Genomic DNA, 22,572 nt, shown 5'->3' with positions numbered 1-22,572 from the left:
CCGTTACTCGGAACCGGTGTGGACCGGGATCGCGTCGGCGTCCCGCGCCTGCTGGTAGCGCCGTTCGACGTCGTCCCAGTCGACGACGTCCCAGAAGTTCTCGACGTAGTCGCCGCGGTTGTTCTCGTACTGGAGGTAGTAGGCGTGCTCCCACACGTCGAGGACGAGCAGGGGCGTCGCGCCCTGCGGGTGCTGGTTCTGGTGGTTCTCCGCGGCCGCGACCATCGGCTTGTCGGCGATGTGGTCGTAGACGAGCATCCCCCAGCCCGACCCCTCGACGTTCTTGGCGGCCGCCGAGAAGTCCCGTTTGAAGCCGTCGTAGCCGCCGAAGTGGTCCTCGAACGCGTCGGCGAGTTCGCCCCCGGGCTCGCCGCCGCCGTCGGGCGACATGTTCTGCCAGAAGACGGTGTGATTGACGTGGCCCGAGAGGTTGAACGCGAGACTGCGCTTGACCGCGCGGGTGTCGCCGAACTCGTCGCGCTCGCGCATCCCGTCGAGCGCCTCGAGCGCGGCGTTCGCCCCGTCGACGTACCCCTGATGGTGCTTGTCGTGGTGCAGTTCCATGATGCGCTCGTCGATGACCGGTTCGAGCGCGTCGTAGTCGTACGGTAGCTCCGGAAGCTCGTAGGTACTCACAGTATCTCCCCCGTCGAGTCGCTCAACGGGGCCGGTGTTAAGCGTTGACCCAGTGGTCGAAACCCCGATATGCGGGTTCCCGGACACTCGTTGGACGCCGGGACCGCCCCGGCGAGCGCGGCCGCGGGCACAAGCGCCTTTGATCGGGGCGCCGTCTATCGGTCCATGTCTCTCGAAGGCACTACCGCGCCCGATTTCACGCTCGAAAGCACGTCCGGCGGCGAGGTCTCGCTCGGCGAGACCCTCGACGACGGCCCGACGGTCGTGCTCGTCAACCGCGGCCACTGGTGTAGCTTCTGTGCCGAACAGCTCGCGACGTTCAGCCGGGTCTACGAGGACCTCCACTTCAACGAGGGCGTCGACGTCCTGCCGGTGGTGACGAGCCCGCGTCCGAAACTGGTCGAGATGCGCGACCGCTTTGGCTACAACTTCCAGTTGCTCGCGGACCCCGACGGGTCGGTCGCCGACCAGTACAGCGGCACCGAACAGACCGACCACGGCCTGACCGCGGTCGCCGGCACGTACGTCGTCGACACCGACGCCACCGTGAGGTACGAACAGATCGCAGACGACCCCGCCGACCGCACGCACGGCAACTGGGTTCGGTACTTCATCCGGGGGGACTTCGAGAACCCGTTCGGCGAGTAGTCGGACGGTGTCGCCGCCGGGCGGTCACGGGTGGTCTTCGATCATGGCCGCGATATCGAGCGCCTCGTCGAGCAGCGACGGCGGATAGTCGTAGCTCACGGTTTCGGTCCGGCGATCGTATCCGACCAGACCCGCGTCTTCGAGCTTGGGGAGGTGAGTGTGAACGAGTTCGAGCGTGATCTGCTCGACGTCGTCGACAGAGAGTTCGGCCGTCGCAACGTCGCGCTCCCACGCCCCGATCTGGATCGCGAGGTCGTCGACTCTAGCCCGGCCGTGTTCGCGCAGGTAGTAGAGGACGTACCGGCGTCGCGGTTCGGCGAGCGCCCCGAAGACGCGGCTCAGAAGCGACGTCCCGCCGTCGCTGACGGTCGGTTTCTCTTCGTCGGCCCCCGAACCGAACCCATCGTCAGACATGCTCTCGAATAATGAAACGAGCGGGCAGTAAAGTGTGTCGGAGGTTCACACGGCCGACTCTCGCGTCTCAGTCCTCTCCGCGGGCGCGTTCGAACATCTCGATGGCACGCTCGCGGCGGTCGGCGTGGTCGACGATCGGTTCGGGATACGCCGGCGCGATCCGGTCGCGCTCGGCGTCTGAAAGCTCGTGCCACGAGTGGATCTCGTCGGGGGGCGCGTCCCGGAGCTCGGGGACGTAGCGCTTGATGTACTCGGCGTCGGGGTCGTGGCGCTCGCCCTGCGTCATCGGGTTGAACACCCGGAAGTACGGCTGGGCGTCCGTTCCGGTCGAGGCCGCCCACTGCCAGCCGCCGGTGTCGTTGGCGGTGTCGTGGTCCACCAGCTTCTCGCGGAACCAGTCGTAGCCCGCCCGCCAGTCGATCAGCAAGTCCTTGGTGAGAAACGAGGCGACGACCATCCGCAGGCGGTTGTGCATCCACGCCTCCGCCCGGAGCTGGCGCATCCCGGCGTCGACGATCGGATAGCCAGTCCGGCCGTCCTTCCACGCCTGCAGGGCCTCGGGGTCGTCGCGCCACTCGACGGGGTTGTCGTACCCGCGGTAGTCTTCGGTCACCACGTCGGGCCGGGCCGCGAGGACGTGGGCGTAGAACTCCCGCCACGCGAGTTGGCGCTGGTACTCCTCGACCGCGTCGGCCTCGTCGCCATCGGCGCGCTCGGCGGCGTCGGCGACCGTCGCCCAGACCTCGCGGACGCCGAGCGTGCCGTACTTGAGCTGGACCGAGAGACGGGAGGTCGCGTCGGCCGCGGGGTCGTCGCGGGACTCGTCGTACCGGAAGATCGGGCCCTCGCAAAAGGCCCGGAGCCGCTCGCGGGCCGACTCTGTCCCGGCCGGCGGGATCTCGGCGGTCGGCGCCTCGACGCCGAGATCGTCGAGCGTCGGGATCGGGGAGGCGTCTCCGGGATCGACGATCCGGCCCGCCGCGGGCGCGTCGATCGGGCGGTCTTTCTCGCGGTCTGCCCACTTCTTCCAGAAGTACGAAAACACCGAGTAGTGCTCGCCCTTGTTGGTTCGGATCGACCCCGGCTCGTGGAGGAGCTCGTCGTGGTATGCGCCCCGCGAGACGCCGGCGTCGTCGAGCGCGAGCCGGACCGCGCTGTCGCGCTCGCGGGCCAGCCCCGAGTAGTCCCGATTCCAGTAGACGGCCTCTGCGTCGCGTTCGCGTGCGATCCGAGGGAGCTCCTCGCGGGGGTCGCCCCGGACCACGAGGAGGTCCCCGCCGAGTCCGCGGTACGTCTCGCGGAGCGATTCGAGCGCGTCGAGCAAGAACGCGACCCGGGGCGGGCCCGCGTGATCGAGGACGCCCGGATCGAGGACGAAGACCGGCAGGACCGCGTCGTCGGCCGCCGCCTCAGCGAGCGCGCGGTTGTCGGCGACGCGGAGGTCCCGACGGTGCCAGTGGACGTTCATGCCCGAAGCGAAGGACCGCCGGATTGTCAAAGGGCCGGTCTCACGCGCCCGAGCGGACCCGCCCGAGCGCGACCGACGCGACGATCCCGACCGCGAACGCCAGCCCGACGTTCGTCGCCGCCCCGAGGATCCCGACGCCGACGGTCAGCCCCGGCGAGTCGGTCCGGAGCCCCGAGCGGCCGAGCTGGGCCGCGACGATGACCAACACTACGCCGAGCGCGGCCAGCGGGAAGGCGGCGACCACCTCGGCCGCGCCAAGCGCCGCGCCGACGTAGAGCGCGCCGAGCACGAGGTTCGCTCCCGCAGTCCGGGCTCCGAACGCGTACTTCCCGGCGACGCCGCCGCTCCCGTGGCACATCGGGAGCCCGCCGAGGGGCACCGCGAGGAGGTTCATCGCGCCCATGCTCGCCGACAGCTCGTCGGGCGAGACGTCGGCGTCGTAGAGGTCCTCGAGGAGGAGCGAGGTCGCGACCGCCGCGTTCCCGACGGTCATCGCCAACTGGGCGCCGGTCGCCGCGAGCGCGTCGGCGGTGGGCGCGAGCGCGATGCTCGGACGAACGTCGGGGATCGCGACCGACGGCAGTCCGGTCGCGGCGCCCGCGACTCCGGCGCCGAGCGCGAGAACCACCAGCGCGCTCGCCCGGGGGTAGCCGACCGCCGCGACCGCGAGGCCCGCCGCCGCGGCCCCCAGCGCGACCGTCGGGGCGCTCGCCCCGAGTTCGAGCCCGGTCCGGGCGAGCACGAGCGCGACCGCGACCTGCACGCCCCGGATCACCGCGTCGTCGACCCGCTCGGCGAGCGCGCCCAGCGCGCCCGCGGCCCCGAACGCGAGGAGCACGCCCCCCGAGAGGAGCCCGGCGGTCGCGAGTTCCGGGACGGTCAGCGATCCGGCGATCACCAGCGCCGCCAGCGCCTTCATCGGCTCGACCGACACCGGCGAGCCGTACCACAGTCCCCAGACGATCTGGAACGCGCCGAACCACAGCAGGAGCACCGGGAGCCGGAGCTCGGTCAGCGCCGCGACCGCGACCACCACCGGCAGGACGGTCACCGAGTCGCCGACCGCGCCGGTGATCTCGCCGGTCGACAGCGAGAGCCGCCGGGCTCGCGCGGTCGCGACCGAGAAGTCCATACTGTGTCGTTGGGTGTAACTCTAAAAGGTTTACCGGGAAACGGAGAGAGCGCGCATCGACCGAAAGCGTAATGAGTACCGGTTTCGCCCGATCGACGGGGTCGCGAGCGCCCGAGGGCAAACCCCGGACGCGATAAACGCCGTTTGTCGGTCGCGGAGTTGACACCGGAACTATGGTGGCGGGGTCCGTGGTGGCTCCTATGACCGACCGAACCGTCCACTTGCCGGTGGCCGCCCAGCCGAACATCTCCGACATCGTCGGCTACGCCCAGCGCGCCGAAGACCTCGGCTACCGACGGGTCTGGCTCCCCGAGACGTGGGGCCGGGACGCCGCGACCGTCCTCTCGGCCATCGCCGAACGCACCGACACCGTCGGCATCGGGCCGTCGATCCTCAACGTCTACTCGCGGTCGCCGGCGCTGGTGGGCCAGACCGCCGCCACGCTCCAGGAGCTCTCGGACGGCCGGCTCCGGCTCGGAATCGGCCCCTCGGGGCCGGCGGTCATCGAGGGCTGGCACGGCGCCGAGTTCGACCGCCCGCTCCGGCGGACCCGCGAGTACCTCGACGTGATCCGGGCGGTGCTGTCGGGCGAGCAGGTCGACTACGACGGCGACGTGTTCACCCTCGGCGGGTTCCGACTCCGGTGTGATCCGCCCGAGACCCCGGTGGCGATCGACGCCGCGGGGATGGGCCCGAAGTCGGTCGAGCTCGCGGGCCGGTTCGCCGACGGCTGGCACGCGCTGATGCTCACACCCGACGGCCTGCGCGACCGGATCGAAGACCTCCGGCGGGGCGCCGAGCTCGGCGACCGGGATCCCGAGGCGGTGCGGACGACCGTCTCGCTGACCTGCTGTGTCTCGGAAGACGGCGAGCGGGCTCGCCGGCTCGCCCGCCAGCACCTCTCGTTTTACGTCGGCGCGATGGGGACGTTCTACCGGAACGCGCTCGCCCGACAGGGCTACGAGGAGACCGCGAACGAGGTCGCGGCGGCGTGGGGCAACGGCGATCAGGAGGCCGCGCTCGCGGCGATCGACGACGACCTGCTCGAAGACCTCGGCGCGGTCGGGACGCCCGAGGAGGCCCGCGCACAGCTCGAGAAGTTCGAAGCGATCGACGGCGTCGACCGGCTGGCGGTGTCGTTCCCGCGCGGGGCCGAGCCCGAGGAGGTCGAAGCGACCCTCGACGCGCTCGCGCCCGAGGCGTAGCCTACTCGACGTCCCGGTAGTAGACGTTCTCCCGGACCATCACGGCGCCGGCGTCCGCGGCCTGTGCTCTGGCGGCGGGCCGGTCGGGCGTCGGGGTCGTCGCCCGGCGGAGCGTCCGCCACTTCACCGCGCCGAACCCGGCGAGGATGATCCCGAACCCGACGACGGTCGGCGGCGCGAGCGCGCGACCGAGCGCGAGCCACTCGCCGAGGGCGGCGAACATCGGGACCGCGTAGTTGACGAGGCTCGCCTCGTTGGGTCCGAACAGGTCGAGCAGTCGGAAGTACGCGAGAAAGCCCCCGACGCTCGCGACGATCGAGAGGTACGCGAGCGCCGCGAGCGCGGTCGGCGTCGGCGCGACCGCGCGGAACGACTCGCCGGGGAGTCCGACCACGAGCAGGTCGAGAAACGCTGCGCCGATCAGCATCGTCCACGCCTGGGCGGCTATCAGCGAAAGCCCGCTGTCGTACCGGCGGGTGAGTACCGAGCCGAGCGCGAAGCTCGCCGCCGAGAGGACCATCAGCCCCACGCCGAGGGCGGTCTGGCCGCCCGAGGGGTCCGGACGGGCGACGACGACCACGCCGAGGAGTCCGAGCGCCACGCCGACGACCTGCCGGCGGTCCGGGCGCTCGTCGGGCAACAGCGCCAGCGCGAACGCCGGCGTCAGGACGGGCGAGAGGCTCATCACGATCGAGCCGACCCCGCCCGAGACGTACTGTTGGCCCGCGAACAACAGCGCGAAGTGGACGCCGACGACGAGCAGTCCGCCCGTCCCGACCAGCGCCCACTCCTCGCGCGTTCGAGGGCGCCACCGACTCCCGGTGCGGAGCGCGAGCCCGGCGGTCGCCGCGAGCAACACCAGCCCGGCGACGTCGTAGCGGAGCGCGGCGAAGGTGATCGGCGGGATCGACCGGAGGCCGACCTGAATCGCGAGATACGCGGTGCCCCAGACGGCCGCGAGACCGACGAACAGACCGACCGCAGAGTGAGATCGAAGCGTCGTGTTCCACATCGTGTTCAGAGAAACGTTCGTAGTGGCCACGTCGCCTTGAGGCTTGCCGGAACCGCGATACCGCGTCACGGACTGGCGCGGCCGAGATCCGCGCTCGCGGTCGACGGCGGGGAACGCTTTTGTACCGCGACTCCGAGCCTTCGGCCGACGACCCATGAGCAACGCCACCTTCGAACTGTACCGAGACGAGACCGACGAGTGGCGGTGGCGACTCGTCCACGACAACGGGAACATCATCGCCGACTCCGGCGAGGGGTACGCCTCGAAACAGAAGGCCGAACAGGGCCTCCGGAGCGTGAAACAGAACGCCCCGGACGCCGGGGTCGAGACCCTCGAGTAGCGCCCCGTCCTGCCTCGGGCACGCCACTTATCCGCCCGCCGGCCGAACCACCGGAGGTGAACGCGATCCAAGTCACGGAGTTCGGCGATAGCGACGCGCTCGAAGTGATCGACGCCGAGACGCCCGAGCCCGACGCGGGACAGGTCCGGATCGACGTCGAGGCCGCCGGCATCAACTTCGCGGACATCATGCAACGGCGCGGCCACTACAAGGGCGGGCCGACGCCGCCGTTCGTCCCCGGGATGGAGGCCGCCGGCACCGTCGACGCGGTCGGCGAGGGCGCCGACGCCGCCGAGGGCGACCGCGTGGTCGCGATGACCGGCGTCGGCGGGTACGCCGAGTACGCGCTCGCCGACGCCGATTCGCTGTTCGAGGTGCCCGAGTCGATGGAGTTCGAGGCCGCCGCGGGCTTCCCGGTGCAGTTCCTGACGGCCCACGCCGTCCTCCACGAGTGGGGCGGGCTGGAGGCCGGCGAGAACGTGCTCGTCCACGCCGCGGCCGGCGGGGTCGGCACCGCGGCGGTCCAGCTCGCGGCCGCGGCCGACGCGACCGTGTTCGGCACCGCGAGCACCGGCGAGAAGCTCGAGCTCGCAGAGCGGCTGGGCTGTGACCACCCGATCAACTACGAGACGACCGACCTCCGCGAGGTCGTGGCCGAGGAGACAGACGGCGCGGGCCTCGACCTCGTCCTCGACGGCGTCGGCGGCGACGCGTTCTCTCGGAGCGTCGACGCGCTCGCACACTTCGGCCGGATCGTGACGTACGGCGCCGCCAGCGGCGTCCCCGGACAGGTCGACACCACCGACCTCCTGTTCGAGAACAAGTCGGTCCGGGGGTTCCACCTCGGCAACGCGCTCGAACGGACTCCCGAGCGCGTCCTCCAGTCGGTCCCCGAACTCCAGAAACTGCTTGCCGCCGGCGATCTGGAGGTCGTGGTCGGCGACAGCTTCGATCTGACGGACGCCGCGGCCGCCCACGAGGCCATCGAGAGCCGCGAGACCGTCGGGAAGGTCGTGTTGACTCCCTGAGACCGCGGCGGACGAACGATCGCTCGCGCTCGATTCGACCAGCGACCGTCTCACGACTTTTCTCGGCCAGCTACGCCGGGAAATCGCTCACGTCCAGCTCGGCGCGCCGGCCGTCGAGCACCGCGAACGACTCGCCGCGTCGGCGCTCCAGCCAGCGGAGCAGGCGGGCGGCCCACCCGAGCTTTTCGGCTTTCTCGGCGCTCACCGACGGATCGTCGAAGTCCCAGCCGACGAACGCGAGCTCGGCCGCCCCGAGGTGGTCAGCGAGGAACGCCGCCCGGTCGCCGTCGGTGAAACCCCCGAAGTTCCGGACGTGGCCGACCGGCTCGGCCTGCGTCGTCGCCAGCACGGCCTCGGCGTCGAACCGCGGGACCCACGTCTCGACCGCCGAGACGTTGTCGCCGTGGGCGTGAACCGCCACGGGGACGCCTTCGGCGGCGAGCTCGCGGGCGGTTTCGGGGGTCTTGTCGAGGTCGGTGACCACGCAGTCGACCCCGACGCCGGCCGCCCGGAGGACGTCGGCGGCCGAGGAGGCGGCGACCACCGCGTCGGCCTCGCGGGCCCGGTCGAGTTCGTCGGACAGCGAGGGGCCCGCCCCAGCTACGGCGACTCGGTCGCCGTCGACGTCGAGCAGTTCGCAGTCGAACGGCTCGGTCAACTCCGCGAGCCGATCGCGGGCCCGCTCGTCGCCCGCCCGGTCGTAGCCCAAGTCGTCGAGTAACTCCCGATAGACGGGGCTCCAGGTGTCGTAGTGCATTGTCAGAACCGTCTGAGCCGGAAGTTCGTCTGCAAGTACCCCTACCCGCGGACGCCCTTCCGGCTTCCCACCGGGGGTTGTTTTTCGCCCGGCATAAGTTTTCTCTTACCGTTCGGGCTCGCTGACAGCATCGAAGACGGCGTCGAGACGGTCCGAGCCGCCCGTAGAGAGGGTTCGAAGCCGGTCGAGATCGGCCGGCGACCCCGCCAGAATACAGCCGGCGTCGCCGGGGGCGAACGCGACGCCCGCGTCGGCCGCGGCCGCCGCGAGCGCGTCCCGGTCGGCGTCGGCGAGCCCGGTCAGTTCGAAGACGCGGACCGGGACGCGCTCGGCGACCGACTCGTCGGCGCCGACGCGGTGGAGGTGCCGAGACGCCTCGCCCGCGGTCGTCACGTCGAGTTCCTCGACGCCGACGCCGGTGTCCCGGACGCGGTCGCGGGCGAACGCCGACCCGATCTTCGCGGCGTCGGCGGTCTCGGCCACGTCGTGGGTCCGGACGACGTGGGCGCCACGCTCGACCGCCATCGCGGTCGCCGCCAGCGAGACCGGTAGCGCCGCCTCGGTCGTGCGACCCGCGAGCTCCCGGAGGAAGTTCTTGCGGTTGATCGAGACGAGGATCGGTCGGTCGAGCCCGCGAAACTCCCGGAGCCGGCGGAACGTCTCGCGGTCGTCTTCGAGCGTCTTGGCCTCCGACCAGCCGCCGAACGCCGGGTCGACGACGGTCTTGTCGGTCAGCCCGCCCCGTTCGAGGGCGTCGTAGATGTCGTCGGGCTTCTCGACCGCCCCGGGCCGCTCCAGATCGGGCGGGCTCGCCATCTTCACCACCGCGGCGTCGCGCTCGCGACAGACAGCGGGCATCTCGGGGTCGGCGAAGCCACAGATGTCGTTGACCATGTCGAAGCCCCGCGAGAGGGCCTCGTCGGCGACCTCGGCGTAGCGCGTCTCGATCGAAAACACCGCGTCGCCAGAGACGCTCTCGATGGTCTCGATCGCGGTGTCGAGCCGGTCGAGCTCCTGGTCGGCCGAGAGGACCTCGAAGCGCTTGTTCGCCGATTCGAGCCCCACGTCGACGATGTCTGCGCCCTCGTCGATGAGCTCGGTGTCGACGTACGCCGCGGCCTCGCCGGGGTCGTCGTAGACGCTCGGGTCGTACGGCGACTCGGCGCTGACGTTCAACACGCCCATGATCCGGGGCGGGTGGTCGTCGCCGATGCCCAGCCCCGCGGCGGAGACGTTCTGCATGTGGGGTACGGTCGGCCGAGAGACAATAAGAGAGTCGCTTCGGAGCCGGAGCCGGGGACGGGGCCGGCTCAGGCCATCTGCTCGATCTGTTCGAGTTCGACCTCGACGTGGACGCCCTCGGGGAAGTCGAACTCGGCCACCCGCCGTGCGAGGTCGTTGTGACCCACGATCTCGAGCTGGCGAGTGTAGACGGTGTAGTCCCACGAGCCGAAGTGGCGAGACTGGTCGCCGTCGGTCGTCTTGTACAGGGGGACCGTGAGGTCGGTCGGCGGGGCCGAGTGGGGGCCGCGGAGCTCGGCGCCCTTTCGTTCTGCTTTCGTGCGAATCTCGTCGACGACGTGCTCCAGCGCGGGGCGATTCCCGCTCTGGAGTCGGATTCTGGTTACGAAGGTCATGGCTGGGTGCTGGGTGTCCGTCCCCTTCAGCGTCGAGGTACGTAAATCGACTGCTCTCGGTTCGCGGACCTCTTCGACTGCGCGGGTCTCCGACATTCTCTTAACGCACCGCCGTATAGAACCCATCAAATGACGGTTCAAGCCACGAGCGCGGGTGCGATCCTCTACCGGGACACCCGCGGTCGACGCGAATACCTTCTCCTGAAGAGCCGACCGGGAGACTGGGAGTTCCCCAAGGGCGGCGTCGAGGGAGACGAAGAGCTACAGCAGACCGCGATCAGGGAAGTCAAAGAGGAGTCTGGCATCCAGGATTTCCGACTGCTCGACGGCTTTCGCGACGACTACGACTACGTCTTCGAGGCCAACGGCGACACCATCCACAAGACGGTCCACCTGTTCGTCGCCAAGTCCTACGAGGCGAGCGCCGAGCTCTCCCACGAGCATCGGGACCACCAGTGGCGCGACTACGATCAGGCGATCAACACGATCACGCAGGACGGCCCCCGCGAGATCCTCGAAGACGCCCACGAGTTCCTCAACGAGAAGGAGGAGAACGGCGACATCTGAGTCGTCGTCGCCCCGAAGGGCCGACGCCCTCGAAGCGTCAGCCGCGCTCGGAACTCGCGCCCGGAGCGTCCCCGGGTTCCGAACCACTTAGGCCGCCCCGACGCCAACCGCCACCGTGACCGACGCGGACGCCGACCCCGAGTTCGTCTTCGAGTTGCGGACCTGCCGGTGGGCCGAACGCGAGTGGCCCCCGGGCGAGTCGACGGCGCGTCCCGCGCTCGTCGCCCGCCAGCTCGGGACCAGACGCCGCCGGTGGGACACCATCGTCGTCGAGGTCGATCCCGAGGGGCTCGCCCGGCGCCGGAACTTCGGCCCCGAGCGCCTCGACTCGGACCTGCTCGCGGTCCTCCGGGACGCCCCGGCCGAGTGGGCGTGGTACCGCGAGGCGCTGGCCGACCCCGGCTACCCGTGGCGCTACGTCCGGGAGGCGATCCACCGCGCTGCCGACCGCGGGATTCTGGACACCCGCAAGTCGGGAAACCGGCTCCAGATTCGCCGGAAGTGGGCCTACCCCGACTGGGTCGACCGGATCGTCGCGATCGAGAACAAGCCCGACCTCGACGCGAGCGCGGCCCGCGCTCTGGGCTCTCAACTTGAGTACGACGTGGCGCTGTCGCTCGCCGACGAGGTGTGGGTGGCGACCCGCGCGACCGGCGAGCGCGTCGAGCCCGCGCTCTTGGAGGGCGTCCCGGTCGAGGCGGGCATCCTGACCGTCGACGCCGAGGGCGACGCGCAGACGCGGGCGAGCGTCGAGTGGTTTCCCCGGTCGCTGGACGCCGACGCGCCCGGCACCCGGATCCTCGACCGTCCCGAGGGCGGCGAGTACGACGCCTCGGCGGCGACCTTCGAGTACGCCGACCCCGAGTGGAAGGCCGACAAGCGGCTGGAAATCGCCGAGCGCGCCTACGAGACGGGGTGGCGGTCGTTCGCCGACACGATGCGCCCGGACTGTCGGCACTTCGAGCTCAGACGCGACGGCCGGGCGCTGTTGCCCTACTGCGGGGCGAACGACTGTCACCAGACCGGGGCGGCCTGTTCGGGGTCGTGTCCGGAGTTCTCCCCGGAGCCGCCCCAGTGGCGGACCGGCGGCTGGCCGATCGAGGGCGGCCCGGGAAAGGGGGTTCGGCGACTACTCGGACGGCGACGCGAGCGCGAGCGCCCGGATTAATCCGAGCGCTCGACGGCGACCGCGTCGCGCTCGACCGCCAGCCGGAACGTCGGCACGGTCCGATAGACGACTTCCACGACCCCCTTTCGCCGGAGGCTCTGGAGCGCGCTCCGGACGTCTTCGGCCTCGGGGTCGACGTCGAACGCCTCCCGGAGCTTGTTCAACACCGACACCACGCTCTCTGAGTCCTCGTCGGGACCCGCGACGACCTCGAACACCTGCTGTTGGAGCCGAGGCACTCGGATCACGTCGGGGACCCCGCCTTCCTCGTCGCTCTCGACCCCGGGCTCGACGTCGACGAGGTCGGCGGCCTCGGCGGTCGCCCGGATGAGGCTGTTGTCGTCGCGGTAGTAGTACTCTTTGAGCTCGTCTTCGAGGTAGCCGTGGACCTCGCTCCCGCTTTCGAGACCCCAGCGGTCCTGTAGCTCGGCGTTCTTCGTCGGCTGTAGCTCCACCAGATCGGCGAGCCGCTCGCGGGCCTCCTCCGAGAGAGTCATCGGTCGGCGCTACGGCGGGGTGATATTTCCGCTTTCCGGAAGGGAAGGATTATTCGGCGAGCGTCCGTACCGACGGGTATGTCCGACTGGGAGACCATTCGCCTCGAGTTCGATTCCGACGACGTCGCGACCCTGACCGTCGACCGACCGGACCGGCTGAACGCGCTGAACGTCGACACCCTCGAAGCCATCGAGGACGCGCTCGAGGAGGCCGAGCGGGAGGGCGCCCGGGCGCTCGTGCTCACCGGCGCGGGCGACGACGCGTTCGTCGCCGGCGCGGACATCGGCTACATGCGCGAACTCTCGACGCCCGAGGCGCAGGCCTACGCCGAACTGGGCCACCGCGTCGCCGACAAGATCGAGCGGTTCCCCGCGCCGGTGATCGCGGCGATCAACGGCTACGCCTTCGGCGGCGGGTGCGAGCTCGCGCTCGCGGCCGACCTCCGGGTCGCCAGCGAGGACGCCGTGGTCGGCCAGACCGAGATCGACCTCGGGATCGTCCCCGGGTGGGGCGGCAGTCAGCGGCTCCCCCGGCTGGTCGGCGACGAGATCGCGCGTCGGCTGATCTTCTTCGGCGAGCGCATCGACGCCCAGGACGCCCACGAGCACGGGCTGGTCGGCGAGGTCGTCGCGTCCGATCAGCTCGACGACCACGTCGCCGACCTCGCGGCCGACCTCGCGGCCAAGCCCGCCTACGCGCTCCGGACGGCCAAGGAACTGCTCAATCAGGCCCACGAGACCGGTCAGGAGGCCGGCCTGCGCTACGAGCGACGGGCGTGGAGCGGCCTGTTCGGCACCCACGACCAGCGCGAGGGGATGGCGGCGTTCCTCGACGACCGGGAGCCCGACTGGGAGTAGCCCGGCTCACGGCGGCGCGTAGCCGTCGAACCGGCGGACCGCGTTCGCGTACAGCAGGGCGGCGACGACCGCGCCGGCGACCGCCACCGCGGCGCCGACCAGCCACAACTGATCGAGACCGATCGCCTGAATCTGGGCCGCGACCTCGCGGAACTGCTCGCCGGCCGCCGCCAGCGCGCCGTCGCTCGATCGGCTGGCGAGTCCGAGCACCACCGCCGGCAGAAAGCCGAAGACGACCGCGAGCGCCGCCCGTGCGATCCGCGGGGCGACCACGAGAGCCGCGAGCCAGCCCGCGGGGAGTGCGGTCACCGCGATGTGGGCGATCACCGCGGTCATCCGGGGCGGAAGCACGTCGCGACTCTGGCCGACGCTGATCGCGCTGAACCGGGGCAGGGCCATCCCGATCGCGGGCGCGACCGCGACCGAGACGCACGTCGCGTACGCGGCCAGCGCGACCAGCCCGGCCCGCTCGGCGAGCCCGTACGGGGAGGCGAGGGTCGCCGCGCCGGTCGCGACGACCGCGATCGGCAGGCCGTAGACCGCCCCCGGCACCATCAGCCCGCGGACGAACTGGCGGCCCGAGACCGCCGTGAGCGTCACCGGCAACACCGCGCCCTCGTCGCCGAACGGGTTCATCGCGAACAGCGCGCCCGCGAGCCACGGCACCACGACCGCGGCGATCGGGGCGAGAAGCGCGCCGATCGCGCCCGACTGGAGCCCCGAGCTGATGATCGCGCTCCCGACCGCCAGCACGGGGAGAAACAGGAAGGTCAGCCGGTTTGGGTCCCGGCGGGTCCGGAGGAGCGCCCACTCGCCGACCCGCCGGACCGGGACCGAGACCGCCCGCGGGATCGCGAGCGGCGCGACGGCCGCCGCGAGCGCGTCGGGTCGGCTCGCGCCCGACGTCTCGGGGGCGGGACCCTCGGACTCTTCGACGCTCACGGGATCGGTGAACCAGAGCGAGACCGCGGTCCGCTCGACCGCGACGCCGCCCGCGGCGAGGATCGCGAGGCTCGCCGGTAAGACGACGAGCGTCCGGGTCTGGGAGCCGACGAGCGGCGTCCCGACCGCCGCGAGGTCGACGAACCACCCAACCGGGAGCCACGCGAGCCACGCCTGACTGACGCCGCCGAGCTCCGGGTAGAGAAACAGGAAGTACAGCCCCATCGCACCCAGCGAGGCCGCCGATCCCAGCACCGTCTTGTGACGGGCGACGAACCGCGAGGTCGCGACCAACAGCGCGACCGCGTAGCCGGCGGTCGACCCGACGACGACCGCGGTCGCGGTGAACAAGAGCGCCGCCGCCGGCACCGCCACCAGGCTGGCGACCGACTCGAACAGGTAGACCGCCGCCCCGGTAGCCACGAGGACCGGTAGCCCGAGGTAGGCGAAGATCCGGAGGGTCTCGGCGATCGCGAGTCCGGCCGCGATCGTGCGTGCCGAGACGGTCGTCAGCATCAGGGGCTCGGCGTCGACCCGGGTGCGGGCCGACGCCACACGCTGGCCGACCACGAAGACCCCGAACAGCCAGAACAGCGCGACGGTGCCCCGGAGCTGTGCGGGGAGCGCGAGCGCGTCGACCCCGCGAATCGCGTCGGCGAACACCACGACGAAGGCGCCGAGCGACGCCGACGGGATCACCACGCCGAGCGACATGAGCGCGAACCGGGCCTTGTCCGCCCAGATCGCCCGGACCGAGCGTCGGAACTCGAACAGACCCACGTCGAGGGCGTGGCGCGGCCACCCCGGCTCAGCCATCCGTCGCCTCCGCGCTCGCGTCGGCGGCGGGGTCGGTCGCCGTCAGGTCGAGGAACGCGTCTTCGAGCGTGCCTGTCGCGCCGGCCTCGGCCCGACGCGCGAGCGCGTCGGGGGCGTCCTCGGCGACGAGTCGGCCGTCGTAGAGGATACCGACCTCGTCGGCGACCGCCTCGACGACCGGCAGGATGTGGGTCGAGAGAAAGACCGTCGTCCCCGAGTCGGCGAGCCCGCGGATCATCTCCCGAATGGTGCGGGCGGCCCGCGGATCGAGCCCGGAGGTGGGCTCGTCGAGAAAGACCACGTCGGGGTCGTGGAGCACCGCCTGCACGTAGGCGACCTTCTGGCGCATCCCCTTCGAGTAGTCGGCGATCCGGGTCGCGGCGTCGTCGGCGAGATCGAGCTCCCCGAGGAGCCGGTCGATCCGGTCGCGGGTCGCGTCGTCGGCCATGCCGCGCAGGCCCGCGACGTATTCGAGTTGCTCGTAGCCGGTCGCCTGCTCGTACAGCGGGGGCTCTTCGGGCAGGTACCCGATGTGGGGACGGAGGCCGTCGCGGTCGGTGACGTCGACGCCCGCGACGGCGCCCGAGCCGCTGGTCGGGCGCGCGAGCCCGGTGAGCATCCGCATGGTGGTGGTCTTGCCGGCTCCGTTGGGACCGAGGAAGCCGTAGACGGTGCCCGCGGGGATCGAGAGGTCGAGTTCGTCGACCGCGAGGGTCTCCCCGTAGCGTTTCGTGAGCGCTGTCGTCTGGATCGCGGCCATCGTCGATCGTGTCCCACTATGGTTATCGGGCTGATAAAAGTCGGCGCTCCCGGGATCGGCGACCGCGCCCGGGTCGGTCCCGAAGGGGTAGCGATTAGTCGCTCGACTCCGAACCTCCCGCGCATGGAGACAACAGAGGCGTTCGTCGGACTGACGTGCGTCGACTGCGGCGAGACGTTCGACGCCGGGACCGCGACCCACCGATGTCCGGACTGCGACGGCATCCTCGACCCCGAGTACGACTACGAGGCGATCGAGCTGACCCGCGAGGAGCTCGACTCCCGGCCGTTCGAGTCGATGTGGCGCTACGAGGAGTTGCTCCCGTTCGCCCGGTCTGCGGCCGTCTCGATGGACGAGGGCGCGACCCAGCTCGTCGAGTGTCCGAGCCTCGCCGACGAACTCGGAGTCGGGCGAGTCCTGCTCAAAGACGAGGGGCGAAACCCCACGGGGACGTTCAAGGACCGCGGGCAGGCGGCCGCGATCACCGCGGCGGTCCAGCACGGCGCGACCGACGTGGCGCTCAACTCCGCGGGCAACGCGGGCCAAGCCGCCGCGGCGTACGCCGCCCGCGCCGACCTCGATTCGCACGTCTTTCTCCCCTCGCGGGCGGGGTTCACCAACAAGGCGATGGTCAACGTCCACGGCGGCGACCTCAACGTGGTCGAGGGCCGCATCGGTGACGCCGGCGAGGCCTACGCCGACGCGATGGCCGACCGCGACGACTGGTACTCGGTCAAGACGTTCGTGACGCCGTACCGCCACGAGGGCAAGAAGACGATGCTGTACGAGGTCGTCGAACAGAACGACTGGGAGGTGCCCGACGCGGTGGTCTACCCGACCGGCGGCGGGGTCGGGCTCGTCGGGATGCACAAGGCCGCGACGGAGCTTCGCGAACTCGGGCTGACCGACGAGCTCCCGGCGATGTACGCCGCCCAGTCGTCGGGGTGTGCGCCCGTGGTCGAGGCGTTCGAGGAGGGCAAAGACGTCCACGAGGTCTGGGAGGTCCCCGACACCATCTGTGGGGGCATCGAGATCCCCGACCCCGGCGCGAGCCCCATGATACTCGACGCGCTCCGGGAGAGCGACGGCGGCGCGGTCGCGACCAGCGACGAGGAGATCCTCGACAGCGCGATCGCGGTCGCCCAGCAGGAGGGCCTCGAGATGGGCGCGACCTGCGCGGCCGCCGCCAGCGGGGCGTGGGAGCTGGCGCGCCGCGGGGAGTTCGACGACGACGACACCGTGGTGTTGCTCAACACCGGCGCCGGCAACAAGGACGACGACGTGCTCCGGAGCCACCTGATGAGCAAGGGGATCTAGCGCTCGACGATCGCCGGGTTCTCACACTGGATCCACGCCTCGGGCGAGCCCTTCGACCGGAGTTCGAGTCGGCCGTCGTCGCGGTTTTCGGTGATGCGTCCGTTCGATTCGGAGTCGGACATGGCTTCACCGACGCCCGGGTTCCACATCGTTATTCGCCGTCTACCCTCGCGTCAGGCGGTCCGTTCCGAGGTCGAACGAACCGAAACAGTCAGTAAAAGTACAGCTCGAACTCGTCACCGCAGTTGCGACAGTCGACGCTCGTCCCCTTCAGGCGCTGGCCGTCGCCGAACGCCGCCGTCCGGTCGGTTGCCTCCGAGACGTCGACGGCGGGCGACTCGCAGTTCGGACATCCGATACTCGCGTCGGCTTTCGACATACCCCCACCGACGTCGGCCGGACCGTTAGTTATACGCCGTCTACGGGTCCCGACAGACCCGGCCCGCCGAATCGCACGACTCGCAGGTCGCCGGCTACCGGTCGACCCGTCGGGGCGTCGTCCCGGCCGACCGACCGCCTGAGTTCGCCCACACCGAACGCGAAGTGACGGACAGACAAATTTATACTTTAGACGAGCCTAATACGACCCACGAAGATGTTGAGCGACGTGATGGAGGACTATCTGAAGGCGATCTACACGCTCCAGACCGAGGACGGCGACCCGGTGGCCACCTCCGCCATCGCGGAGTACCTCGACGTGACCCCGCCCACGGTCACGAGCATGGTCGAGAAGCTCGAAGAGCGCGAACTCGTCGAGCGCGAGAAGTACAAGGGCGTCGAGCTCACCCCGGAGGGCGAGACGGTCGCGCTGGAGGTGTTGCGCCACCACCGACTGCTGGAGGCGTACCTGAACGAACACCTCGACTACGCGTGGAGCGAGGTCCACGACGAGGCCGACCGGCTCGAACACCACATCAGCGAGGAGTTCGAGCGCCGGGTCGCCGAGGCGCTCGGCGATCCCGAAGTCGACCCGCACGGCGATCCGATCCCGAACGCCGACCTCGCCCCGATCGAGGACGACGACACCACGCCCCTGAGCGACCACGGCGAGGGCGAGACTGTCGTCGTCGCCCGGGTGAGCGACCGCGACGACGAGGAGCTCCGATACCTCTCGGAGGCGGGCGTGGCGCCCGGCACCCGGCTGGAGGTCGTCGACGTCGCGCCGTTCGGGATGGTCACCGTTCGAATCCGCGGCGGCGAGGCCGCCCCCGACGACCGACGCGAGCAGAGCCTCCCCGAGTCGGTCGCGGCGTCGATCCGAGTCCGGAGCGGTGACTCCGAGACCGCGACTCCCGAATCCGGGGTGGGCGGCGCGTGACCGGCTGGCTCGAAATCGCGATCGTGGCGGCGGTCGCCCAGTTGGCGGTGTTGCCCGGCGAGAAAGTCCAGTTCATCATCGCCGGGCTCTCGACCCGGTTCCGGCCGATCGTCGTCGTGAGCGCCGCCGGCGCCGCGTTCGCGGGGTGGACCGCGCTAGAGATCCTGTTCGGACAGGCGCTCAAGAACGCGCTCCCGCCGAACGTCCTCGATGCGTTCACCGCGGTCCTCTTTTTCGCGTTCGCGGTCCTGCTGTGGCGGTCGGCGCCCGCCCGCGACGCCACCGGCGGGCTCGAATCCGACGGCGGGGTCGCGACGCTCTCGCCCGACGTCGACCTCCCGACCGTCTTCGGCCGGGACCTCTCGTCGTCGTTCGGCGGCTTCGTCCCGATCTTCCTGCTGATGGCCGCCGGCGAGTTCGGCGACAAGACCCAACTGGTGACGATCGGGCTGGCCGCCCGGTTCGGCGCGACCCCCGCAATCTGGGTCGGCGAGATGGCCGCCATCATCCCGGTGAGCCTCGCGAACGCCTACTTCTTCCACCGGTTCTCCGGTCGGTTCGACGCCCGGAAGGCGCACTTTTTCGCCGCCGCGCTGTTCGCGTTCTTCGCGGCCGACACCGCACTCGCGCTGGTGACCGGCTTCTCGGTCTGGGAGCAGATCGTCGGCGGGGTCTCGACCGCGGTCCTCGCGGCGGTCTGAGGTCGGCTCGGCCGACGCGTCTGCCGGTGTAGCAGGCCTTTTGACGGACGGGGGCCAACTCGTGACTCGTGCAACCGCTGGTCTCGGCGCTGGCAGGGGTCGCGCTCGGCCTCTCGCTGGCGGCCCCGCCCGGCCCGATGAACGCGATCATCGCCGAGGAGAGCGTCCTTCGCGGGTGGCGCTCGGGGTTCCGAGCCGGACTCGGCGCGATGTCCGCCGACGCCTGCTTTTTGATGCTGGCACTGCTCGGGGTCGTCGCGGTGGTCCGGGACGTGCCGGTCGTCAAGGGCGCGCTCTTCGCCGCGGGCGGCCTCCTGATGCTTTACTTCGCGTACGGCGCGGCCAGCGACGCCAGCGACGCCTTCACGGGCGACCCCTCGGACGTGGCCGACGATAGCAAGGGGTTCCAGAAGGCGTTCGTGCTCGCGCTCACCAACCCCTACCAGATCCTGTGGTGGCTGACCGCGGGCGTGAGCCTGCTCGATCCCGGGACCGTCTCGACCGACGCGCTCGGCGGGCTCACCGTCGCGACCGGGAGCCCGGTGATCGTCGTCGGGTTCTTCGCGGGCATCGCGGTCTGGATCACCGGCTTCCCCGCCGCGCTCGTCGCGGCTGGCCGTCGGGTGGACGCGCTCGCGCCCGTGGTCGCCTACGCGAGCGCCGCGGTGCTGGCGCTCGCGGGGCTCTCGTTCCTCTCGGAGGCGGTCGGGATCGCGACGTAGGCGCCGTCCGACTCGGCGCGGGCGCACGGGCTACGTGCGCGGCGGTCGGTTCGCTCGCCGCTGGTCGCGACGTCTCCCGGTCGCTCGTTAGCCGTGGCGAGATCGCGCCGCGCGGGAGCGATCGCCCCGAACTACGGCCGCTCGTAGCTCCGTGGCGAGGAGTCGGGCTCGTGGTCCATCTCGGGGACCTCGCCTTCGAGCCACTCGCGGAACCACTTGACCCGCTTGAGCCGCCGGTGGGCGATGCCCTCGGCGGTGTCGGTCTCGACGCGATCGGCCGCGTCCTTGCCCCGCTTCATCACCCGGTCGACCATCTCGGCGGCGTCCATGTGGGTGCGGGCCTCGTAGCCCATCCGGAGCAACATCAGCGCCGTCCCGTTGGCTCCGACCTTGTCGAGCAGGTCGGCCTCGATGAGACACTGGGTCTCTTTGGGCAGGTCGGTCAGGTCGCCCTGATAGGAGTGGTTCTCGACGGCCTTGCAGACCGCCTCGATGAACGATTCGGGGAAGTCGCCGTGAGTCTGGAGGTACTTCCGGGCGATCCGGGCGCCCTCCTCGGCGTGGACGTCCTGATCGGCGTCGAGTTTGGCGATGTCGTGAAACAGCGCGGCGACCCGCGCGACGTCCACGTCGGCGCCCTCCTGTTCGGCGATGGTCTCTGTGAGGTCGACCACGTTGAGGATGTGGTTGAACCGGTACTCCGCGGAGTGCCACGGGTACCACCGCATCCGACCGCCGCCCTCTTCGTTCTCGACGCTCGCCGCCAGATACTCGTAGACGAAGTCCTGCATCGCCTCGAACTCCGAGTCGGTGACGGGCGACTCCTTGATTTCAACGCCCACCGAACCACCCCGGTTGTCTGCGCTCGGTACTCATTCTTACTCGTATAAACGAATGATTGACTCTTTAGAGTTACGACGCCGCGATTCCGGGCGCTTCGCCGAGCGCCGCCTCGTCTCAGCCCCCTTACGGGCGATTCGCTCGGGGTCGATTGTGCGTGTGGTGTGTCACCGTCCCGTCAGGGCGCGGACGCTTCGATCGCCTGATCCGGTCCGACGCGATCCGACTCGGCCGCCCTTCGATCCCGGAGTCGCGGCTCGAACACTCGACCCCTACGCGTCGTCCAGCACGAACTCGATGCGTTCGGTGTCGGCGCCCTTCGACTCGCAGTCGGTGATCCGAATCCGGCCGATCTCCCCGAGGCTGTCGACGTGGGTCCCGCCGCAGGGACAGTAGTCGTAGTCTTCGATCTCGACCACCCGAAGCGGGTCGACGCTGTCGGGGATGAGATCGAGCAACGCCCGGCCGTCGTCGACCCGCCGCTCGGCCTCCTCCCGGGGGCGCTCGGCCTTCGTCACGGCGAGGTCGCGGGCGACGATCTCGTTGGCGGTCCGCTCGATGGCCTCGACGTCGTCCTCGGAGAACGCGACGGGTTCGAAGTCGATCCGCGACCGGTCGGCGTGGATCTGGTTGCCCGCGGTCTCGCCGCCGTACTCGTCGAGAACTACCCGCGAGACGACGTGCTGGGCGGTGTGCATCCGTCGGTGGGCCGCCCGGCGCTCGGCGTCGATCTCTCCGCGGACCGTCGCGCCCGACTCGGGGACTTCGCCCTCGATCTCCTCGACGTAGTGGCGAACGTCGCCGTGATTCTTCCGGACGTCTCGGACCGCCGCGTGACCGCCGTCCCACGACAGCGAACCCCTATCGGCGGGCTGGCCGCCGCCCTCGGGGTAGAAGTAGGTCCCGTCGAGGATCACGTAGTCGTCGGTCGCCTCGGTCACCGTCGCCTCGAACTCCGTCACGCCGTCTTCGTCGGGGAGGTAGCGCTGTTCGGTCATGGGCGGTCGGAGGGTTCGGAGGCAGTTAACTCATGGGTCGGCGGAAGCCGTTTTCGACGGCCGACTCAGCCGAGCCAGCCGTCGACCCGGCGCCGGAGTCTGGCGACCAGCGACGACCGGGCCGCGTCGTCCGAGCGTCCCGAGCCGTCGCCGCCGTCGGCGACCGCCCGACTGCGATTCGCGGAGCGATCGCGGGGCGTCGGTCGCGGACCTCCGCGGTGGCGCGGTCGGAACAGATCGCGGGTCGCCAGCCCGACCAGCGCCCCGCACAGTCGGGCCCAGACGACCGTTCGGGGTCGGCCGGCCCTCCGGACGGCGACGACACAGAGCCCCGCCGCGAGAACACCGGCTCCCGCGAGGAGGGTCAGCTCCATGCGTTCGAGCGCCGACGCCGGTCGGCCAAGCGGTGCGACGTTGTGGAGAGGACCATGCACGCGAAACGACGGGACCGAGCGGCTTTGTTATGGGTCGGCTGGCCGTCGAATAGCGGCGGGCTGAAATCGGGGTAATCGAGGTCTACCAAATCCATGCGGCGTCGATCGAGGACGTCTCGCTCGCACCGACGCTACGGAGTCCGGCCGGGACGTCTCGGCGACGTGCGATCTGTTCCGAGAGCCTTCGGTGGCGTTCGGCGTCCCGGATGGAAAATGACGGCTCTTATACACGTATATCCTGCTTGCGGTGTTACTCGCAGCAGAAGTAGTCCCGGGCGGATTCGAACCGCCGTCATAGGCTCCAAAGGCCCATATGATTGGCCACTACACCACGGGACTCCTCGCGTCACTCGTCGT

The 22,572-nt window shown here is 70.5% G+C and carries 26 protein-coding genes, 1 tRNA gene and 1 pseudogene; 11 read left to right on the top strand and 17 right to left on the bottom strand.

Annotation, left to right across the window (positions count from 1 at the left end; genetic code table 11):
- Positions 1-3: 3 nt before the first annotated feature.
- A complete protein-coding gene (locus EPY72_RS01940; RefSeq protein ID WP_134672558.1) occupies positions 4-636 on the bottom strand; it encodes a superoxide dismutase in 633 nt (210 codons plus the stop codon).
- Between the two features lie 165 nt (positions 637-801).
- On the opposite strand from EPY72_RS01940, the gene EPY72_RS01935 reads away from it, so the two are divergent.
- Positions 802-1,284, top strand: coding sequence for a peroxiredoxin family protein (locus EPY72_RS01935; RefSeq protein WP_134672557.1), 483 nt, complete (start codon positions 802-804; stop codon positions 1,282-1,284).
- A gap of 24 nt (positions 1,285-1,308) precedes the next feature.
- Here EPY72_RS01935 and EPY72_RS01930 read toward each other — a convergent pair whose 3' ends face one another.
- The 3 genes from EPY72_RS01930 to EPY72_RS01920 form a co-directional block, all read right to left on the bottom strand.
- Positions 1,309-1,698, bottom strand: coding sequence for a DUF7344 domain-containing protein (locus EPY72_RS01930; protein ID WP_209019667.1), 390 nt, complete (start codon positions 1,696-1,698; stop codon positions 1,309-1,311).
- Between the two features lie 67 nt (positions 1,699-1,765).
- Complete coding sequence (locus EPY72_RS01925; protein ID WP_135805390.1) at positions 1,766-3,166, bottom strand: cryptochrome/photolyase family protein; 1,401 nt, start codon at positions 3,164-3,166, stop codon at positions 1,766-1,768.
- Positions 3,167-3,206: 40 nt separating this feature from the next.
- Positions 3,207-4,298, bottom strand: coding sequence for a putative sulfate/molybdate transporter (locus tag EPY72_RS01920; RefSeq protein ID WP_135805389.1), 1,092 nt, complete (start codon positions 4,296-4,298; stop codon positions 3,207-3,209).
- Positions 4,299-4,498: 200 nt separating this feature from the next.
- On the opposite strand from EPY72_RS01920, the gene EPY72_RS01915 reads away from it, so the two are divergent.
- Entirely contained in the window at positions 4,499-5,503 is a 1,005-nt protein-coding gene (locus tag EPY72_RS01915) for a TIGR04024 family LLM class F420-dependent oxidoreductase (protein WP_134672554.1), read from the top strand.
- A 1-nt stretch (position 5,504) separates the two neighbouring features.
- Here EPY72_RS01915 and EPY72_RS01910 read toward each other — a convergent pair whose 3' ends face one another.
- A complete protein-coding gene (locus EPY72_RS01910) occupies positions 5,505-6,545 on the bottom strand; it encodes a DMT family transporter (RefSeq protein ID WP_244605503.1) in 1,041 nt (346 codons plus the stop codon).
- A 127-nt stretch (positions 6,546-6,672) separates the two neighbouring features.
- Between EPY72_RS01910 and EPY72_RS01905 the strand changes: the two are divergent.
- Together EPY72_RS01905 and EPY72_RS01900 are read left to right on the top strand one after the other, a co-directional pair.
- Positions 6,673-6,855: pseudogene (locus tag EPY72_RS01905) on the top strand (HVO_2922 family protein); the annotation flags it as partial.
- 56 nt (positions 6,856-6,911) lie between these two features.
- Complete coding sequence (locus EPY72_RS01900) at positions 6,912-7,883, top strand: quinone oxidoreductase family protein (protein WP_135805388.1); 972 nt, start codon at positions 6,912-6,914, stop codon at positions 7,881-7,883.
- A gap of 70 nt (positions 7,884-7,953) precedes the next feature.
- Here EPY72_RS01900 and EPY72_RS01895 read toward each other — a convergent pair whose 3' ends face one another.
- The 3 genes from EPY72_RS01895 to EPY72_RS01885 all read right to left on the bottom strand — a co-directional run bounded on the left by EPY72_RS01895 (position 7,954) and on the right by EPY72_RS01885 (position 10,277).
- The gene (locus EPY72_RS01895; protein ID WP_135805387.1) at positions 7,954-8,640 is read right to left on the bottom strand and encodes a 6-hydroxymethylpterin diphosphokinase MptE-like protein; all 687 of its coding nucleotides are present in this window, start codon (positions 8,638-8,640) and stop codon (positions 7,954-7,956) included.
- Between the two features lie 105 nt (positions 8,641-8,745).
- Entirely contained in the window at positions 8,746-9,882 is a 1,137-nt protein-coding gene (folP, locus tag EPY72_RS01890) for a dihydropteroate synthase (protein WP_135805386.1), read from the bottom strand.
- 68 nt (positions 9,883-9,950) lie between these two features.
- Positions 9,951-10,277: an uS10/mL48 family ribosomal protein gene (locus EPY72_RS01885; RefSeq protein WP_134672548.1), complete on the bottom strand. Its 327-nt coding sequence runs from the start codon at positions 10,275-10,277 to the stop codon at positions 9,951-9,953.
- A 129-nt stretch (positions 10,278-10,406) separates the two neighbouring features.
- Here EPY72_RS01885 and EPY72_RS01880 point away from each other — a divergent pair, with 129 nt between their 5' ends.
- Positions 10,407-10,844: a bis(5'-nucleosyl)-tetraphosphatase gene (locus tag EPY72_RS01880; RefSeq protein ID WP_134672547.1), complete on the top strand. Its 438-nt coding sequence runs from the start codon at positions 10,407-10,409 to the stop codon at positions 10,842-10,844.
- A gap of 115 nt (positions 10,845-10,959) precedes the next feature.
- On the top strand, positions 10,960-12,012 hold the full coding sequence (locus EPY72_RS01875; RefSeq protein ID WP_135805385.1) for a DUF5787 family protein: 1,053 nt from the start codon (positions 10,960-10,962) through the stop codon (positions 12,010-12,012).
- Here the strand turns inward: EPY72_RS01875 and EPY72_RS01870 are convergent.
- Positions 12,009-12,509 carry a DUF5797 family protein gene (locus tag EPY72_RS01870; RefSeq protein WP_134672545.1) on the bottom strand — a complete coding sequence of 167 codons (501 nt, stop codon included), beginning with the start codon at positions 12,507-12,509 and terminating at the stop codon, positions 12,009-12,011. The two genes, EPY72_RS01875 and EPY72_RS01870, sit on opposite strands and share 4 nt — an antisense overlap.
- A gap of 78 nt (positions 12,510-12,587) precedes the next feature.
- Here EPY72_RS01870 and EPY72_RS01865 point away from each other — a divergent pair, with 78 nt between their 5' ends.
- Positions 12,588-13,367, top strand: a complete 780-nt coding sequence (locus EPY72_RS01865; RefSeq protein WP_134672544.1) for an enoyl-CoA hydratase/isomerase family protein — start codon at positions 12,588-12,590, stop codon at positions 13,365-13,367.
- 6 nt (positions 13,368-13,373) lie between these two features.
- On the opposite strand, the gene EPY72_RS01860 is transcribed toward EPY72_RS01865, so the two are convergent.
- Both EPY72_RS01860 and EPY72_RS01855 read right to left on the bottom strand, forming a co-directional pair.
- A complete protein-coding gene (locus EPY72_RS01860) occupies positions 13,374-15,125 on the bottom strand; it encodes a hypothetical protein (protein WP_135805384.1) in 1,752 nt (583 codons plus the stop codon).
- Complete coding sequence (locus EPY72_RS01855; RefSeq protein ID WP_134672542.1) at positions 15,118-15,885, bottom strand: ABC transporter ATP-binding protein; 768 nt, start codon at positions 15,883-15,885, stop codon at positions 15,118-15,120. The genes EPY72_RS01860 and EPY72_RS01855 overlap by 8 nt, the downstream gene beginning before the upstream one ends.
- A gap of 123 nt (positions 15,886-16,008) precedes the next feature.
- On the opposite strand from EPY72_RS01855, the gene EPY72_RS01850 reads away from it, so the two are divergent.
- Positions 16,009-17,202: a threonine synthase gene (locus tag EPY72_RS01850; RefSeq protein WP_134672541.1), complete on the top strand. Its 1,194-nt coding sequence runs from the start codon at positions 16,009-16,011 to the stop codon at positions 17,200-17,202.
- Here EPY72_RS01850 and EPY72_RS19925 read toward each other — a convergent pair.
- The gene (locus EPY72_RS19925; protein WP_280177947.1) at positions 17,199-17,324 is read right to left on the bottom strand and encodes a hypothetical protein; all 126 of its coding nucleotides are present in this window, start codon (positions 17,322-17,324) and stop codon (positions 17,199-17,201) included. The two genes, EPY72_RS01850 and EPY72_RS19925, sit on opposite strands and share 4 nt — an antisense overlap.
- A gap of 89 nt (positions 17,325-17,413) precedes the next feature.
- Complete coding sequence (locus tag EPY72_RS19170; protein WP_167599519.1) at positions 17,414-17,581, bottom strand: hypothetical protein; 168 nt, start codon at positions 17,579-17,581, stop codon at positions 17,414-17,416.
- Positions 17,582-17,797: 216 nt separating this feature from the next.
- Here EPY72_RS19170 and EPY72_RS01845 point away from each other — a divergent pair, with 216 nt between their 5' ends.
- The 3 genes from EPY72_RS01845 (at position 17,798) to EPY72_RS01835 (ending at position 19,943) form a co-directional block, all read left to right on the top strand.
- Positions 17,798-18,520 (top strand): metal-dependent transcriptional regulator, encoded by a 723-nt coding sequence (locus EPY72_RS01845; protein ID WP_134672540.1) that lies wholly within the window; start codon positions 17,798-17,800, stop codon positions 18,518-18,520.
- Positions 18,517-19,221, top strand: a complete 705-nt coding sequence (locus tag EPY72_RS01840; RefSeq protein WP_135805383.1) for a TMEM165/GDT1 family protein — start codon at positions 18,517-18,519, stop codon at positions 19,219-19,221. Before EPY72_RS01845 ends, EPY72_RS01840 begins: the two co-directional genes overlap by 4 nt.
- 68 nt (positions 19,222-19,289) lie before the next feature.
- Complete coding sequence (locus EPY72_RS01835; RefSeq protein ID WP_280177946.1) at positions 19,290-19,943, top strand: LysE family translocator; 654 nt, start codon at positions 19,290-19,292, stop codon at positions 19,941-19,943.
- A gap of 131 nt (positions 19,944-20,074) precedes the next feature.
- Here EPY72_RS01835 and EPY72_RS01830 read toward each other — a convergent pair whose 3' ends face one another.
- From EPY72_RS01830 to EPY72_RS01815, 4 genes are all read right to left on the bottom strand, one after another.
- Positions 20,075-20,785 carry an HD domain-containing protein gene (locus EPY72_RS01830; RefSeq protein WP_134672538.1) on the bottom strand — a complete coding sequence of 237 codons (711 nt, stop codon included), beginning with the start codon at positions 20,783-20,785 and terminating at the stop codon, positions 20,075-20,077.
- Positions 20,786-21,055: 270 nt separating this feature from the next.
- Positions 21,056-21,781: an alanyl-tRNA editing protein gene (locus EPY72_RS01825; protein ID WP_135805382.1), complete on the bottom strand. Its 726-nt coding sequence runs from the start codon at positions 21,779-21,781 to the stop codon at positions 21,056-21,058.
- Between the two features lie 65 nt (positions 21,782-21,846).
- The gene (locus EPY72_RS01820) at positions 21,847-22,215 is read right to left on the bottom strand and encodes a hypothetical protein (protein ID WP_135805381.1); all 369 of its coding nucleotides are present in this window, start codon (positions 22,213-22,215) and stop codon (positions 21,847-21,849) included.
- Between the two features lie 266 nt (positions 22,216-22,481).
- Positions 22,482-22,554: transfer RNA gene (locus EPY72_RS01815), tRNA-Gln, on the bottom strand.
- Positions 22,555-22,572 lie beyond the last annotated feature (18 nt).

This window comes from Halorussus marinus, from assembly GCF_004765795.1.
GTDB lineage: Archaea > Halobacteriota > Halobacteria > Halobacteriales > Haladaptataceae > Halorussus > Halorussus marinus.
Note: the sequence above shows the minus strand (reverse complement) of the source record. Positions and strands in the feature narration are given on the sequence as shown.

Excerpts from the sequence above, each read along its gene's own strand:
- EPY72_RS01935 (WP_134672557.1), top strand. The coding sequence starts at position 802 with ATGTCTCTCGAAGGCACTACCGCGCCCGATTTCACGCTCGAAAGCACG.
- EPY72_RS01930 (WP_209019667.1), bottom strand. The coding sequence starts at position 1,698 with ATGTCTGACGATGGGTTCGGTTCGGGGGCCGACGAAGAGAAACCGACC.
- EPY72_RS01925 (WP_135805390.1), bottom strand. The coding sequence starts at position 3,166 with ATGAACGTCCACTGGCACCGTCGGGACCTCCGCGTCGCCGACAACCGC.
- EPY72_RS01920 (WP_135805389.1), bottom strand. The coding sequence starts at position 4,298 with ATGGACTTCTCGGTCGCGACCGCGCGAGCCCGGCGGCTCTCGCTGTCG.
- EPY72_RS01915 (WP_134672554.1), top strand. The coding sequence starts at position 4,499 with ATGACCGACCGAACCGTCCACTTGCCGGTGGCCGCCCAGCCGAACATC.
- EPY72_RS01895 (WP_135805387.1), bottom strand. The coding sequence starts at position 8,640 with ATGCACTACGACACCTGGAGCCCCGTCTATCGGGAGTTACTCGACGAC.
- folP (WP_135805386.1), bottom strand. The coding sequence starts at position 9,882 with ATGCAGAACGTCTCCGCCGCGGGGCTGGGCATCGGCGACGACCACCCG.
- EPY72_RS01885 (WP_134672548.1), bottom strand. The coding sequence starts at position 10,277 with ATGACCTTCGTAACCAGAATCCGACTCCAGAGCGGGAATCGCCCCGCG.
- EPY72_RS01880 (WP_134672547.1), top strand. The coding sequence starts at position 10,407 with ATGACGGTTCAAGCCACGAGCGCGGGTGCGATCCTCTACCGGGACACC.
- EPY72_RS01870 (WP_134672545.1), bottom strand. The coding sequence starts at position 12,509 with ATGACTCTCTCGGAGGAGGCCCGCGAGCGGCTCGCCGATCTGGTGGAG.
- EPY72_RS01865 (WP_134672544.1), top strand. The coding sequence starts at position 12,588 with ATGTCCGACTGGGAGACCATTCGCCTCGAGTTCGATTCCGACGACGTC.
- EPY72_RS01860 (WP_135805384.1), bottom strand. The coding sequence starts at position 15,125 with ATGGCTGAGCCGGGGTGGCCGCGCCACGCCCTCGACGTGGGTCTGTTC.
- EPY72_RS01855 (WP_134672542.1), bottom strand. The coding sequence starts at position 15,885 with ATGGCCGCGATCCAGACGACAGCGCTCACGAAACGCTACGGGGAGACC.
- EPY72_RS01850 (WP_134672541.1), top strand. The coding sequence starts at position 16,009 with ATGGAGACAACAGAGGCGTTCGTCGGACTGACGTGCGTCGACTGCGGC.
- EPY72_RS19925 (WP_280177947.1), bottom strand. The coding sequence starts at position 17,324 with ATGTCCGACTCCGAATCGAACGGACGCATCACCGAAAACCGCGACGAC.
- EPY72_RS19170 (WP_167599519.1), bottom strand. The coding sequence starts at position 17,581 with ATGTCGAAAGCCGACGCGAGTATCGGATGTCCGAACTGCGAGTCGCCC.
- EPY72_RS01845 (WP_134672540.1), top strand. The coding sequence starts at position 17,798 with ATGTTGAGCGACGTGATGGAGGACTATCTGAAGGCGATCTACACGCTC.
- EPY72_RS01825 (WP_135805382.1), bottom strand. The coding sequence starts at position 21,781 with ATGACCGAACAGCGCTACCTCCCCGACGAAGACGGCGTGACGGAGTTC.